The organism is Bradyrhizobium symbiodeficiens (assembly GCF_002266465.3).
Classification (GTDB): Bacteria; Pseudomonadota; Alphaproteobacteria; order Rhizobiales; family Xanthobacteraceae; genus Bradyrhizobium; species Bradyrhizobium symbiodeficiens.
Map to the genome: position 1 here is coordinate 665,738 of NZ_CP029427.2, position 14,146 is coordinate 679,883.

Consider the following 14,146-nt stretch of genomic DNA (forward strand, 5'->3'; position numbering starts at 1 on the left):
GCCCGGCCGTTCGGCCGGGCTTTTTGTTTGGGGGGTAGACGGCGGTGAGAGTTGCGGACGGTTCACTTCACCGGCCGCTTCTCGAGCTTCCGTGCCAGCGTGCGCCGGTGCATGCCCAATCGCCGGGCCGCCTCCGAGATGTTGAAATCGGTCTCGATCAGGGTCTGGTGGATGCGCTCCCATTCCAGCGTCTTGATCGAGGTCGGGCGCGCGTCGAGTGCGACCTCGGCGTTCCCGGCGGCCTTGGTGAAGGCGGCTTCGATGTCGTCCGTGTTCGAGGGCTTTGCGAGATAGTGGCAAGCCCCGAGCTTGATCGCCTCCACGGCGGTCGAGATGCTGGCAAAGCCGGTCAGCACCACGATCAGCATATCAGGGTCATGCGTGTGCAAGAGCTCGACGCAGGCAAGGCCCGAAGCGCCGCCGAGCTTGAGGTCGACCACGGCATGGCCGAAGGAGCGCTCGTCCAGAGCGGTGCGTACCTCCTCGATCGAGGCCGCCAGCACGACCTCGTAGCCGCGGCGCTCGAACGAGCGCTTCAGCGTGCGTGCAAAACCCGCGTCGTCCTCGACGACGATGAGCGAACGGTCAGGCGTCAAAATTCCCTCCGATCGCGAGCGTTGCGAGCGGCAGCGTGAGGCGGACGGTGGCGCCGCGCTTCCTGTGGTTCTCGGCGGTCACGGTGCCGCCCAGCTTGCGCACCACGTTCACCACCAGGAACAGGCCGAGCCCGCCGCCGGCGCGGCCCTTGCTCGATTGATAGGGCTTTCCGAGCTGCGCCAGCATCTCCGGCGCAAAGCCCGGGCCGCGGTCGCTGATCGACAGCACGAGGTTGTCGCCCTCGCGCTCCGCCACGAGCTCGACCCAGTCGCGCGAGACCTCATAGGCATTGTCGAGCACGTTGAAGATCACCTGTTTCAGAGCAACATCCGAGACGATCGCAACGTCTTCGCCAAAGGTGTTGACGAAGTAGAGAGTCCGCGCCGAGCGTGCGTCGCGCCACTCGTCGACCAGGGCGGTGACGAACGCCGTCACCGTCGTCGGCGACGAGCCTTCGCCGCGCGCTTCGCCCGCCGAGACCAGGATGCCCGTCACGATCGACTTGCAGCGTTGCAGCGAGGTTTCCATCTCCGCGAGGTCCTCGGCGAGCTCCTGATCGGCGGCAAGATCCGGCATGCGGCGCCAATCGCTGAGGATGACGGAGAGCGAGGCCAGCGGCGTGCCGAGCTCATGGGCTGCACCGGAGGCGAGCAGGCCCATGCGGACGATGTGGTCCTGCTCGGCCGCATGCTGGCGGAGCGCTGCCAGATGCGCGTCGCGCTCGCGCAAATTCCTGTTGATGCGGGTGACGAACACGACCAGCAGCACGGCGTTGAGCACGAACCCAAGCAGCATGCCGGCGACCGTGAGCGTGTAAGTCTCGCTCAATGGGTTGGGCGGCAGCTCCAGCGGGCGATATGCCAGTGTCAGCCAGACAAAACTCGCGCAGGTCAGCGCGACCAGCGACCAGGTCGAGCGGCCGTCGAGCAGCACCGCGCCGAGCGTCACCTGGAGCAGGAACAGCGAGGTGAAGGGATTGGTGGCACCGCCAGAGAGGTAGAGCTGCGCGGTCAGCGCGGCGACGTCCAGCATCAAGGCGACCAGCAGCTCGTTGTTGGTGATTGCGGCGCGATGGCGCACCCAGACCAGGCTGGAGACGTTGAGCAGCACCAGCGCGCCGATCACTGCGCCCATCCGCTCCAGCGGCAGCGGAATGCCGAGCCCAAAATGCACGCCGCCGATGGTCACGATCTGGCCGATCACCGCGGTCCAGCGCAGCTGGATCAGCAGCGCCATGTTTTTGCGGTTGGTCTCATCGTCGGTCGGCGCGGCGCCGATCAGCTCGCTGCGCGCGTCCGCCTGCGATTGCAGCGTGACGGCCGGTCCATCATGCGCAAGTGTGTGGGAAAGCGTCTTCCCGTCGTCAGGTCGGCTCGACGATCGTTCCAGCATTTGATCCCGTCCTGCGGGTGGCGGCATCTGGACCGCCATCCGATTCGTGGACGAAGCGCTCGCGGCGGAACAGCCCGCCGCCGAACTGGACGAAAAGCCTGCCGGCCAGCATGAAAGCGAGGGCAAACCACGTCAGCGCGTAGATCAGGTGGTTATTGGGAAAGCGGACCACGGTCAATCCGCCGATCGGGCCGCCAGCGGATTGTGATCCGGCGTCGGCATCGACGAAAAACGGCGCGACGTCATGGAGGCCGCGGGCCGTCGCAATCGCGGCGACATCGCGCGAATACCAGCGGTTGTGCTGAGGCACGTTGTTCCGGAGGAAGCCGCCTTTCGGCTCCGTGACGCGGAGCAGGCCGGTGATCTCGATCCGGCCGTCCGGATTGCCGTCCAGGCGCGTCGATGCCTCACGCCGCTCCGATGGCACGAAGCCGCGGTTGATCAGGACTTGCGTGCCGTCGTCGCGCTGGAGCGGTGTCAGCACCCAAAAGCCCGGGCCCTCCTCGGTGACGGCCTGCACGAGGGTCTCGCGGTCGTGCAGGAAGCGGCCTTTGAGGCTGACATGCCTGTATTCGTCATTCGCGGCGTTGACCGCGGGCCATGAAGCGGACGAGGGGATCGGCTGGGCTGGGGCGTGGACGCGCTGCTCGACGCGGTCGATCAGCGCCAGCTTCCAGGCGCGGCGCTCGATCTGCCAGATTCCGAGCGCGATGAGAAGAACAAGGGCTGTCAGCGAGAGGACCGTGAGCCACAGGGAGGGACGTGCAGCCTTGCCGCGCGCCCCGCTTGCCATGTTTGTCACGGTCCCTAATTCGCTCAATTCATTCCACTCATCTGGTGCATCGGCATCATGTTGCTGTTGAGGTGGTTCATCACCCACAGCGAACCCGACAGCGCGATCACCACCATGACGATGGTGAAGATCAGCGCCATCATGCTCCAGCCGTTCTCCGACGTCGTGTTCATGTGCAGGAAGTAGATCATGTGCACGACGATCTGCACGACGGCGAAGGCCATGATGACCAGCGCAGTGATCTGCTTGCTCGGCAGCGCCCCGCTCATCACCAGCCAGAACGGAATCGCGGTCAGCACGACCGAGAGCACGAAGCCGAGCATGTAGGTCGAGAACGTGCCGTGGGCGTGGCCGTCTTCGTGGTGATGATCGTCGGCGTGGGCGGCGTGGGTATCGGTGTTCATCGCAGAACTCCCAGGAGATAGACGAAGGTGAAGACGCCGATCCAGACCACGTCGAGGAAGTGCCAGAACATCGACAGGCACATCAAGCGGCGGCGATTGGCCTCGATCAGGCCGAACTTCTGGACTTGCACCATCAGCGTCACCAGCCAGATCAGGCCGCAGGAGACGTGCAGGCCGTGGGTGCCGACCAGGGTGAAGAACGCCGACAGGAAAGCGCTGCGCTGCGGCGTGGCGCCCTCATGGATCATGTGGGCGAATTCGGAGAGCTCGATGCCGATAAAGGCGAGACCGAACAGGCCGGTGATGGCCAGCCAGACTTGCGTCTGCGCGACCTTGTTCTGCTGCATCGTCAGCATGGCAAAACCATACGTGATCGACGACAGCAGCAGCATCGAGGTGTTCACCGCCACCAGGGGCAGCTCGAACAGGTCCTTCGGCGCGGGGCCGGCGGCGTAATTGCCGCCGAGCACGCCGAAGGTGGCGAACAGGATCGCGAAGATGAGACAGTCGCTCATCAGGTAGATCCAGAAGCCGAGCGAGGTGCTGTAGCCTTCCGGATGCGGATGTTCGTCGGCGAGGTAGAAGACCGGCTCGCCGGATTGGGTGGGATGGACAGCGACAGTCATTTACTTGGCTCCGGCGAGCAGTTTGGTGCGCGCGTCCTCGGCCCGGATGACGTCGTCAGCCGGAATGTCGAAGTCGCGGTGATAGTTGAAGGTGTGGCCGATGCCGACGACGAGCAGCCCTGCGAAGCTCAATGCGGCCAGCCACCAGATGTACCAGATCAGGCCGAATCCCATCGCGGTCGCGAGGCCGGCCAGGATGATGCCGGTGCCGGTGCTGCTGGGCATGTGGATCGGCTTGAACCCGGTCAGCGGACGCTGGTAGCCGCGCTTCTTCATGTCCCACCAAGCGTCATTGTCGTGAACGACGGGGGTGAAGGCGAAGTTGTAGTCTGGCGGCGGCGAGGAGGTCGCCCATTCCAGCGTGCGCGCGTCCCAGGGATCGCCGGTGACGTCCTTGAGCTGCTCGCGCCTGAGGAAGGAGACCGCGAACTGCATCAGCATCGAGAGGATGCCGAGGAAGACGAGGAAAGCGCCGAACGCGGCGATGACGAACCAGATCTGCAGGCTCGGATCGTCGAACACGCGCAGCCGGCGGGTGACGCCCATCAGGCCGAGCACATAGAGCGGCATGAAGGCGAGGTAGAAGCCGGTGACCCAGAACCAGAACGACATCTTGCCCCAGAACGGATCGAGCTTGAAGCCGAACGCCTTCGGGAACCAGTAGTTGATGCCGGCGAACGCGCCGAACACCACGCCGCCGATGATGACGTTGTGGAAGTGCGCGATCAGGAACAGGCTGTTGTGCAGCACGAAGTCGGCCGGCGGCACCGCCAGCAGCACGCCGGTCATGCCGCCGATCACGAAGGTCAGCATGAACGCGATCGTCCACAGCATCGGCAGCTCGTAGCGGATACGGCCGCGATACATCGTGAACAGCCAGTTGAACATCTTCGCGCCCGTCGGGATCGAGATGATCATAGTGGTGATGCCGAAGAACGAGTTGACGCTGGCGCCCGAGCCCATCGTGAAGAAGTGGTGCAGCCAGACCAGGTACGACAGGATGGTGATGACCACCGTGGCGTAGACCATCGAGGTGTAGCCGAACAACCGCTTGCCGGAGAAGGTCGAGGTCACCTCAGAGAAGATGCCGAACGCCGGGAGAACCAGGATGTAGACCTCGGGATGGCCCCAGATCCAGATCAGGTTCACGTACATCATCGGGCTGCCGCCGAAATCGTTCGTGAAGAAGTTGGTGCCGACGTAGCGGTCGAGCGTGAGCAGCGCGAGCACGACGGTCAGGACGGGGAAGGAGGCGACGATCAGGACGTTGGTGCAGAGCGAGGTCCAGGTGAACACCGGCATCTTCATCATGGTCATGCCGGGGCACCGCAGCTTGACGATGGTGCAGATCAGGTTGATGCCGGACAGCGTCGTTCCGACGCCGGCGACCTGCAAACCCCATATGTAATAGTCGACGCCGACGTCAGGACTGTAGCCGATGTTGGACAGCGGCGGATAGGCCAGCCAGCCGGTGCGGGCGAACTCGCCGATGAACAGCGAGGCCATCACCAGCACCGCGCCGCCGACCGTCATCCAGAAGCTGAAATTGTTCAGGAACGGAAACGACACGTCGCGCGCGCCGATCTGGAGCGGCACCACATAGTTCATCAAGCCGGTCACCAGCGGCATCGCCACGAAGAAGATCATGATCACGCCGTGGGCGGTGAAGACCTGGTCGTAGTGATGGGAGGGGAGGAAGCCCTCGGAACCGCCGAACGCCATCGCCTGTTGCGCACGCATCATGAGGGCGTCGGCGAAGCCGCGCAGCAGCATCACGATGCCGAGGATCATGTACATGACGCCGATGCGCTTGTGGTCCACGCTGGTGAACCATTCGCGCCAGAGATAACCCCAGAGGCGGAAATAGGTGATGCCGCCGAGCAACGCGGCACCGCCGAGCGCGACCACCACGAAGGTGCCGACGAGGATCGGCTCGTGCAGCGGCAGCGAATCGATGCTGAGACGGCCGAAGATGAGCTTGAGAAGATCAGGAGACATGCGGGGATCTCTTTAGGAATCTGACTTCGGACGCAGTCCGAGGAAGAAGGACGAGGACTTGAGCGGCGTGAAGCCCGGCCGCTTCAGGCCGGCGCCGAGCAGCGGCGCCGTGTCGACGGGAGCCGTGATCGACGCCGTGGTCTTGCCTTGCGGCGCATCGGGCGTGCAGGTGCCGGCCACGAAGCTCGGCTCCGGCCCGAGCGCCGTGCCGCGGCGGGCGTATTTGTCGTAGGCCAGCGGCAGCGTGTTGTTCAGGCCCTCATGGCCGTTGCCGCCCTTGGCGTCGATCGCCATCATCTCGCTCTGGCACATCTTGCCGGTCTCGACGCACATGTTGAGGATCAGGCGATAGAGATCGGCATCGACGGTGCCCCAGCGCCGCACCGGCTCGTTCTGGCTGGGCTTCTCGAGCTGGAGATATTCGGCGCGGCCGAGCGAGCCGCCGGCCGACTTGGCGCTGGCGACCCAGGCGTCGAAACCCTTGTCGTCGAGGCCCTGGAAGTTGAAGTGCATGCCGGAGAAGCCGGCACCGCTGTAATTGGCCGAGAAGCCCCTGTAGCTGCCGGCGTGGTTCACCACCGCGTGGAGCTTGGTCTCCATGCCCGGCATCGCGTAGATCTGGCCGGCGAGCGCGGGGATGTAGAACGAGTTCATCACCGAGGACGCGGTGATGCGGAAGTTGATCGGACGATCGACCGGAGCGGCGAGCTCGTTGACGGTGGCGATGCCGTAGTCCGGATAGATGAAGAGCCACTTCCAGTCGAGCGCGACGACGTCGACCTCGAGCGGAGCCTTGGACTGGTCCACGGCGCGGTCGGCATGGATGCGGCCGAGCGTGCGATAGGGGTCGAGCAGGTGCGTGCCCATCCAGGTCAGCGCGCCCAGGCAGACGATGATCAGCAGCGGTGCCGACCAGATCACCAGCTCGAGCGCGGTCGAGTGATCCCATTCCGGCTCGTAGCGAGCGGCCGTGTTGGACTGGCGATAGCGCCAGGCGAACAGCACCGTCAGCGCCATCACCGGGACGACGATCAGCAGCATCAGGACGGTGGAGATGATGACGAGGTCGCGCTGTTGCGCGGCGATATCGCCGGCTGGCGCCAGCACGACGTAGTCGCAGCCGCTGAGCGCGGCAGCCAGAGGTAGTAGCGCCAGGATCTTGAGACGAGACACGGGCCGAGCCTTTGAGAATGAGTTTCTTTTGCGGGGCCAACGGGTAGCTGCGGCGCAGCAATCCGGACATTGGACAATTTGTCCAATGTTGCAGTGCGGAATGTTGGGTCAGACAAAGTCGGATTGCCTGGCGCCCCGCCGGGCGGTCGGCTTTGGTTTTCAGGACGTTAAGGGCGCACGCATGGCGACGGCACAGACCCCCGCAATGGCAGATCTCCACTCGGGCGAGCACGGCCACGACCAGGCCAGTCCCGGCGAGATCGCCATCGGCGTCATCATCGGTCGTACCTCGGAATTCTTCGACTTCTTCGTCTTCGCGATCGCCTCGGTGATCGTGTTCCCGCGGCTGGTGTTCCCGTTCGCGAGTGAGCTGAACGGCACCTTTTATTCTTTCATGGTATTCGCACTGGCCTTCATGGCCCGGCCGATCGGCACCGTGATTTTCATGACGGTCGACCGTGCCTACGGCAAGACCGCTAAGCTGATCTCGGCGCTGTTCCTGCTCGGCACCGCCACGGTCGCGCTCGCGTTCCTGCCCGGTTATCACGAGATCGGCGCCGCCGCGATCTGGCTGCTGGCGCTGGCGCGCATCGCGCAGGGTCTGGCCTGGGGCGGCGCCTGGGACGGCATGGCTTCGCTGCTGGCGCTGAATGCGCCGCCTTCCAAGCGCGGCTGGTACGCGATGGTGCCGCAGCTCGGGGCCCCGCTCGGGCTGATCGTGGCGAGCGCGCTGTTCGCCTATTTCGCCGGCAATCTCTCGGCCGACGATTTCTTCGACTGGGGCTGGCGCTATCCGTTCTTCGTCGCGTTCGCCATCAACGTGGTGGCGCTGTTCGCCCGCCTGCGCATGGTGACGACGGAGGAATATGCCTCGTTGTTCGAGACCCGCGAATTGCAGCCCGCCCGCATTTCCGAGACCGTCGCACGCGAAGGTCAGAACATCATGCTGGGCGCGTTCGCGCCGCTCGCGAGCTTCGCGCTGTTCCACATGGTCACGGTGTTTCCGCTGTCCTGGGTGTTCCTGTTCACCCGCGAAAGCCCGGTGCGCTTCCTGATCATCGAGATCGTCGCTGCCGTGTTCGGCGTCGGCGCGATCGTGGCCTCCGGCATCATCGCCGACCGGGTGGGGCGCAAATCGCTGCTGATGGGATCGGCGATCGCGATCGCGATCTACAGCGGCTTTGCCCCGCAGCTGCTCGACGCCGGCGCGTTCGGCGAGACCATCTACATGGTGATCGGCTTCATCCTGCTCGGCCTGTCCTTTGGCCAGTCCTCGGGCGCGATCGCCTCGAACTTCAAGCAGACCTATCGCTACACGGCGTCCGCGCTGACGTCGGACATGGCCTGGCTGTTCGGCGCCGGTTTCGCTCCGCTGGTCGCGCTGCTGCTCGCCACCAATCTCGGCGTCATCGCCTCGGGCGCCTATCTGCTGTCAGGCGCGTTCTGGACGCTGCTCGCGCTCTGGCTCAGCGGCCAGCGCGAGGCCGGCGACATGGACGCGGGGCGTTAGATCCAAACGGCGGAGTTTGCGGAGCGAGATCCCGGGTTCGCGCTAAGCGCGCCCCGGGATGACGTGCGCTTAGCGCACGTCAATCCGCCACGATCTTCACGCGATCGCGCACCTTCACCTGCGCGGTGCGCTCGAGGCCGTTCAGCACACGAAAGCGCTCGGCGGGATGATCGACGCCGGCCATGCGGTGGGAGAGCGATTCCACGGTGTCGCCGGGCTGCACGGTGATGACCTTGATGCGCAGCGGACGGGCGGCCTGGATCTCGTCCAGCGTCAGGCGGCGGAATGAATTGACGGTCTCGCGCGCGTTGCGCTCGCTCTCGGTCGACTTCTGCCGGGTCGCGAAGATGAATCGGTAGACGTCGCTGCCGAAGCGCAGCGCGTAGACCTTGAACTGCCACTGGTCGCCCCTGGCGGTGGCGGAGGCGGCCGGAAAGCCGTTGATGGTGATGTCTTCGGTGGACGCCTTCTCGACGCCCTCCATCCAGCCGGAGTTGAGGTAGTCGCCGAGCGACTGCTCGGCCGGGACGCGCACCACGTCGAAACGCATCGCCTGTGCGCCGCCCTCGCGCACGCCGATCACGGCCTGGGCGGTGTTGTCGAGCGTGAAATTGTCCGGCGCCTGAAAGGTGAAGCCCAGCTTCGGATGCAGGAAGCGGCGGCCGCGGACGAAACCTTCGCTGGGGTCTTCGCCGTAGACGAGGTTGTCGATCGCCGCGAGATAGGTCTCGCGGTCGCGCTCGGCGCCTTCAGGCGCAGTATATTGCCGCGCAATGGTCTGCGCGTTCTGCACGCGCTCCGGGGTCGCCGGATGCGACGAGGTGAAATCCTGCGCGCGCGGATCGAGCGAGTTCTTGCCCGCTTTCAGCTCGGCATTGCGCTCCATCGCGGAGAGGAAGCGTGCCGCACCATAGGGATCGAAATGCGCCTTGGCGGAAATGCCGACGCCGATGCCGTCGGCCTCGAGCTCCTGCTTGCGCGAAAAGCTCGCCATGGTGAGCTTGGTCTTGGCCAGCGCCAGCGCGGTGATATCCGGATCGTTGCTCATGTCGGTAACGACACGGGTGACGATCGCGGCCTGGCGCGCCTGATCCTCGCGCATCGCGGCGTGCTTGGACAGCACATGCGCCATCTCGTGGCTGAGCACGGACGACAATTCCGAGGTGTCGCTGGCAAGCGCCAGAAGTCCGCGCGTGACATAGAGTTGGCCGTTCGGCAGCGCGAAGGCGTTCACCGCGCCGGAATTGAGGATGGTGACCTTGTAGCCCTGGTCGGGACGATCCGAGGCGGCGACCAACCGGTCGACGGTCTTGCTGACGAGCGATTCGAGCCTGGGATCGTCATAGGTGCCGCCATAGCTTGCCAGGATCCGCTCGTGCTCCTTCTCGGTGGCCGGGGTTTGGGCTACGGCCGGCTTCGGCTTTGGCATCGCGACGGTGGCGGGGACGGCGGCGGTCTGGAACCGGGCCATGTCGCCGCAGCCCGCGAGCGACGTGCCCAGCACGAGGCATAGCGCGGCCGGCGCCGCCCGCAGGCGGCTGCGCTGGTTCCGTACGTGCCGTTCTAGCACCCCATTCACGTCGTTTAACCCGTGCTTGGCCCCTCTTTAGGGCCTTACCCCTGTCGGTTCGTTTGCACCCAGCAACTCGACCTGCCCCACGAACCGCACATCGATCCGCGGCCCCACACTTCCCTCGACCCAGCCCCGAACTCGAACACGCTTATTTTCCAAGGACTTAAGGGTGATGCCGGCGCTTTCGAACGCCGGTAGGGTGCGCTTTGAAATAGTCACGGCGAAGCCACGTGTCCAGTTCCGTCCGAAGTTGAGGTAGGTCGTTGCCCCAGCTTGCCGGACCGAAAGGACTTTACCCTCGACCACCACAAAACGCCCGATCCCCGCCAAAATATCGTCCGGACTTTCCGTGTTTTTTATGGCCGACGGGTCAGCCCAGCTGCCAATTTTTTGGCGCCGTGCTGCGGCCTCCGACGCCATCAGGAGAGCCGCGCAGTCCTTGTCGCTGATCTCGGCGGAGACCATGGCGTCGCCCTGGGCGAGCAGCATGGCCTGCACCGGGGTGTCGCTCTCGCCGATGAAGACCAGCGCGCCCTGCCGGCCGTAGCGGTCGGGTGTGTCGTCGGTGCCCCGGAGTGTGATGTCGCGGCTCGCGAGCAGCGAGGCCAGCGCCTGCTTCGTCATCGCCGTGGGCTCGATGCCGGTGAGGCGGATTTCGCGGCCGTCATCGAGACGGACACTGCGGGCATCGACGATCGCGACGACGCGGCCCTCGCCTTGCGATTCGAACTGGCACGGCGTCGCGAGCGCGGTGTGGTTCGCGAGGAGAAGAGTTGCCACGATAAGATGAAGCAGTCGTGCCACGTGACCCGGAGAGGTTGCGTTGTGCTTCGATCATAACTCGAACGATGCCAACGACGAAGGGGCCTTCGAATGTGGAGCGTCGCTGTTGCCTCACACGCTGGCAATGACGCGGAAACATCTTGCGTCATTCCACCATTCCGCTTTGCGGAAAACATGCGCGGCATTCCCTGCGCGCATCGCGCCGCGCGCTTGCTGCCCTCTTGCGCATGCGGCATGATTGCGGCAACAGCAATTGCCATCAACTATACCAAGAGCAATAACCAAGCCGCCATCAGAGTACGGCGCGATAAGGGAGGTCTTTTTCCATGAAGCAAATTTTGTCGGGCATTTTTGCCGCCGCGTTCGCCCTCAGTGCGAGCGCCGTGCAGGCCCAGGACAAGCCACCTCTCAAGATCGGCGGCATCCTCGACATGTCGAGCCTCTATGCCGACATCACCGGTCCCGGCAGCGAGACCGCGGCCAAGATGGCGGTGGAGGATTTCGGCGGCGAGGTGCTGGGGCGCAAGATCCAGGTGCTGGCGGCCGACCATCAGAACAAGGCCGATCTCTCCGCCAACATCGCCCGCGACATGCTCGACAACCAGGGCGTCGAGATGATCTACGACGTCGCGGCTTCCGCAACCGCGCTTGCCGCCGGCGAGATCGCAAAGGCGCGCAACAAGATCATCATGTTCAACGGTCCGGGCTCGATCCGTCTCACCAACGAAGCCTGCGGTCCCTACACCATCCACTACGTGTTCGACACCTACGGACAGGCCAACGTGACCGGCCTTGCAGCGGTGAAAACCGGCCTCGACAGCTGGTTCTTCCTCACCGCCGACTACGCCTTCGGCCAGGATCTGGAGAAGGACACCAGCGCGGTCGTCACCAAGACCGGCGGCAAGGTGCTCGGCAGCGTGCGTCATCCGCTCAACACGTCGGATTTCTCGTCGTTCCTGCTTCAGGCCCAGGCCTCCAAGGCCAAGGTGATCGGCCTTGCCAACGCTGGCGGCGACACCGTCAACGCCATCAAGCAGGCGGCCGAGTTCGGCATCACCAAGGGCGGCCAGAAGGTCTCGCCGCTGCTCGCCTTCGTCTCCGACATCGACTCCATCGGGCTGGAGACTGCGCAGGGCCTGCTGCTGGCCGAGGCGTTCTACTGGGACCTCAACGACGACACGCGCGCGTTCTCGAAGCGCTTCATGGAGCGAACCAAGCGGGTGCCGACCTCGGCGCAGGCCGGCGTCTATTCATCCGTCACGCATTACCTGAAGGCGGTGAAGGCAGCCGGCACAACCGACGCCGCCGCCGTGATGAAGGTGATGAAGGAAACGCCGATCAACGACTTCTTTGCAAAGGGTGGCAAGATCCGCGAGGACGGCCGCATGATCCACGACATGTATCTGTTCGAGGTGAAGAAGCCGTCGGAATCCAAGGGACGGTGGGACGATTACAAGCTGCTGGCCACCGTGCCCGGCAGCGAAGCGTTCCAGCCGCTGGAGCAGTCGCGCTGTCCGCTCGTGAAGAAATGAGGGCGTGAGTCGTTGCGACGACGCGCGCGCCTCACGACAGGTCGTCATCCCGGGGCTCCCGTAGCTCTCGCTACGCGGCGCGCCCCGGAATGACCGAGCAAAACAACAACAAGGGAGACGCCCCATGAACGACATGGTTCTGCAAGAGCTCGAAGGCGGGCTGCTCACCATCACCATGAATCGCCCGGAGCGGAAGAACGCGCTCAACCCCGAGATGGTGGCCGGGCTGGTCGAGGCGGCGCGGCGGGCGGCCGACGATCCGGAGGTGCGCGCGGTGCTGTTCAAGGGGGCCGGCGGCTCGTTCTGTGTCGGCGGCGACGTCAAGTCGATGGCGGCAGGCCGTGCGCCGCTGCCGTTCGAGGTGAAAATGGCGAACCTGCGCCGCGGCATGGAGGTCTCGCGCATCCTGCACCAGATGCCGAAACCCGTCGTGGCGCAGCTCGACGGCGCCGCGGCCGGCGCCGGTCTTTCGATGGCGCTGTCCTGCGATCTGCGCATCGCCTCCGAATCCTGCAAGATCACCACCGCTTTCGCCAAGGTCGGCTTCTCCGGCGATTACGGCGGCACCTACTTCCTGACCCAGTTGCTGGGCAGCGCGCGGGCGCGCGAGCTCTATCTGATGTCGCCGGTGCTGACGGCGAAGGAGGCGCACGCGATCGGCATGGTGACCAAGGTCGTGCCCGACGCGGAGATCGAGACTGCGGCCCATGAACTCGCGCTGTCGCTGGCGCAGGGCCCGTCGATCGCGCTCGGCTTCATCAAGCGCAACATCAACAACGCCGAGCATCTGCCGCTGGAGGATTGCTTCGACGGCGAGGCGATCCACCACACCCGCTGCAGCGATACCGAGGACCATAAGGAGGCCGCCAAGGCCTTCGTGGAGAAGCGCAAGCCGAGCTTCAAGGGCGCATGACCATGGCGCCCTATCTGCGGTTGCGGCAGATCTGCCTGGTCGCGCCGCAACTCGCGCCCGTCATCTCCGACATCGCGGAGATCATGGGCCTCGCCGTCTGCTATAGTGACGGCAACGTCGCGAAATACGGTCTGGAGAACGCGCTGCTGCCGGTCGACACGATCTTGCTGGAGGTGGTCGCGCCCTTCCAGGACGGTACCACGGCCGGCCGCTTCATCGAAAAGACCGGCGGCCATGGCGGCTATATGGCGATCTTCTGCTGCAACGATCCCGACGAGCGCGGGCGCACCGCCAACGCGCTTGGCGTGCGCACCGCCAATGTGATCGACCATGCGCCCTATCACGGCGTGCAGCTCCACCCCCGCGACTGCCGCGCCGCCTTCATCGAGTTCAACCACACCGCAGGCAGCGACGATATTTTGGGGCCGTACCCGCCGGCCGGGCCGGACTGGCAGAAATTCATCCGCAAGGACGTGACGCAGGCGCTGACGGTGGTGGAGATGCAGAGCCCGGATCCGCAGGGGCTGGCGAAGCATTGGGGCAAGATCATCGGTGTCGAGCCTGTAGGCACCGAACTGAAATTGCCCAATGCGACCTTCCGCTTCGTCAACGGTGCCAGCGAGATCATGAGCGCGCTGGAGTTTCGCGTAGCCGACGTCGCGCGCGTGCTGGCTACTGCGAAGGCGCGAGGGGTTGCGGTGGAAGGCAACGCGTTTGCACTGGGCGGCGTAACGTTTCGCCTGAGCTGAGTGAGCGAAGAGTAGGGTGGGCAAAGCGTAGCGTGCCCACGCTCTTTTCACTGGAGGCACGATGGTGGGCACGGCGCTCGCGCGCCTTTGCCCACCCTACGGC

General features: G+C 64.8%; 13 protein-coding genes. 4 read left to right on the forward strand and 9 right to left on the reverse strand.

What is annotated here, in order from left to right; genetic code table 11:
• Positions 1–62 precede the first annotated feature (62 nt).
• The 7 genes from CIT39_RS03060 to cyoA are packed head-to-tail and all read right to left on the reverse strand — an operon-like array spanning position 63 to position 6,983.
• On the reverse strand, positions 63–596 hold the full coding sequence (locus tag CIT39_RS03060) for a response regulator transcription factor (RefSeq protein ID WP_094973447.1): 534 nt from the start codon (positions 594–596) through the stop codon (positions 63–65).
• The gene (locus CIT39_RS03065; RefSeq protein WP_162308320.1) at positions 586–1,989 is read right to left on the reverse strand and encodes an ATP-binding protein; all 1,404 of its coding nucleotides are present in this window, start codon (positions 1,987–1,989) and stop codon (positions 586–588) included. Before CIT39_RS03065 ends, CIT39_RS03060 begins: the two co-directional genes overlap by 11 nt.
• Positions 1,961–2,809 carry an SURF1 family protein gene (locus CIT39_RS03070; RefSeq protein ID WP_094973446.1) on the reverse strand — a complete coding sequence of 283 codons (849 nt, stop codon included), beginning with the start codon at positions 2,807–2,809 and terminating at the stop codon, positions 1,961–1,963. The genes CIT39_RS03065 and CIT39_RS03070 overlap by 29 nt, the downstream gene beginning before the upstream one ends.
• The gene (gene cyoD, locus CIT39_RS03075) at positions 2,806–3,186 is read right to left on the reverse strand and encodes a cytochrome o ubiquinol oxidase subunit IV (protein ID WP_094973445.1); all 381 of its coding nucleotides are present in this window, start codon (positions 3,184–3,186) and stop codon (positions 2,806–2,808) included. The genes CIT39_RS03070 and cyoD overlap by 4 nt, the downstream gene beginning before the upstream one ends.
• The gene (gene cyoC, locus CIT39_RS03080; RefSeq protein WP_094973444.1) at positions 3,183–3,812 is read right to left on the reverse strand and encodes a cytochrome o ubiquinol oxidase subunit III; all 630 of its coding nucleotides are present in this window, start codon (positions 3,810–3,812) and stop codon (positions 3,183–3,185) included. The genes cyoD and cyoC overlap by 4 nt, the downstream gene beginning before the upstream one ends.
• Positions 3,813–5,810: a cytochrome o ubiquinol oxidase subunit I gene (cyoB, locus tag CIT39_RS03085; protein WP_094973443.1), complete on the reverse strand. Its 1,998-nt coding sequence runs from the start codon at positions 5,808–5,810 to the stop codon at positions 3,813–3,815.
• Between the two features lie 12 nt (positions 5,811–5,822).
• Entirely contained in the window at positions 5,823–6,983 is a 1,161-nt protein-coding gene (cyoA, locus tag CIT39_RS03090; protein ID WP_094973442.1) for a ubiquinol oxidase subunit II, read from the reverse strand.
• Between the two features lie 181 nt (positions 6,984–7,164).
• Between cyoA and CIT39_RS03095 the strand changes: the two genes are divergently transcribed.
• The gene (locus CIT39_RS03095; protein WP_094973441.1) at positions 7,165–8,493 is read left to right on the forward strand and encodes an MFS transporter; all 1,329 of its coding nucleotides are present in this window, start codon (positions 7,165–7,167) and stop codon (positions 8,491–8,493) included.
• A gap of 79 nt (positions 8,494–8,572) precedes the next feature.
• Here the strand turns inward: CIT39_RS03095 and CIT39_RS03100 are convergent, their stop codons facing one another.
• Both CIT39_RS03100 and CIT39_RS03105 read right to left on the reverse strand, forming a co-directional pair.
• A complete protein-coding gene (locus CIT39_RS03100; protein ID WP_101635023.1) occupies positions 8,573–10,063 on the reverse strand; it encodes a M48 family metalloprotease in 1,491 nt (496 codons plus the stop codon).
• Between the two features lie 36 nt (positions 10,064–10,099).
• Positions 10,100–10,849: a thermonuclease family protein gene (locus CIT39_RS03105; RefSeq protein WP_414645260.1), complete on the reverse strand. Its 750-nt coding sequence runs from the start codon at positions 10,847–10,849 to the stop codon at positions 10,100–10,102.
• A gap of 326 nt (positions 10,850–11,175) precedes the next feature.
• Between CIT39_RS03105 and CIT39_RS03110 the strand changes: the two genes are divergently transcribed.
• The 3 genes from CIT39_RS03110 (at position 11,176) to CIT39_RS03120 (ending at position 14,043) form a co-directional block, all read left to right on the forward strand.
• Positions 11,176–12,381 carry an ABC transporter substrate-binding protein gene (locus tag CIT39_RS03110; RefSeq protein WP_094973440.1) on the forward strand — a complete coding sequence of 402 codons (1,206 nt, stop codon included), beginning with the start codon at positions 11,176–11,178 and terminating at the stop codon, positions 12,379–12,381.
• A 124-nt stretch (positions 12,382–12,505) separates the two neighbouring features.
• Positions 12,506–13,294 (forward strand): enoyl-CoA hydratase, encoded by a 789-nt coding sequence (locus CIT39_RS03115; protein ID WP_094973439.1) that lies wholly within the window; start codon positions 12,506–12,508, stop codon positions 13,292–13,294.
• 2 nt (positions 13,295–13,296) lie between these two features.
• Positions 13,297–14,043, forward strand: coding sequence for a VOC family protein (locus CIT39_RS03120; RefSeq protein WP_162308860.1), 747 nt, complete (start codon positions 13,297–13,299; stop codon positions 14,041–14,043).
• Positions 14,044–14,146: the final 103 nt, after the last annotated feature.

Excerpts from the sequence above, each read along its gene's own strand:
- cyoD (WP_094973445.1), bottom strand. The coding sequence starts at position 3,186 with ATGAACACCGATACCCACGCCGCCCACGCCGACGATCATCACCACGAA.
- CIT39_RS03120 (WP_162308860.1), top strand. The coding sequence starts at position 13,297 with ATGGCGCCCTATCTGCGGTTGCGGCAGATCTGCCTGGTCGCGCCGCAA.
- CIT39_RS03115 (WP_094973439.1), top strand. The coding sequence starts at position 12,506 with ATGAACGACATGGTTCTGCAAGAGCTCGAAGGCGGGCTGCTCACCATC.
- CIT39_RS03095 (WP_094973441.1), top strand. The coding sequence starts at position 7,165 with ATGGCGACGGCACAGACCCCCGCAATGGCAGATCTCCACTCGGGCGAG.
- cyoB (WP_094973443.1), bottom strand. The coding sequence starts at position 5,810 with ATGTCTCCTGATCTTCTCAAGCTCATCTTCGGCCGTCTCAGCATCGAT.
- CIT39_RS03065 (WP_162308320.1), bottom strand. The coding sequence starts at position 1,989 with ATGCTGGAACGATCGTCGAGCCGACCTGACGACGGGAAGACGCTTTCC.
- cyoC (WP_094973444.1), bottom strand. The coding sequence starts at position 3,812 with ATGACTGTCGCTGTCCATCCCACCCAATCCGGCGAGCCGGTCTTCTAC.
- CIT39_RS03110 (WP_094973440.1), top strand. The coding sequence starts at position 11,176 with ATGAAGCAAATTTTGTCGGGCATTTTTGCCGCCGCGTTCGCCCTCAGT.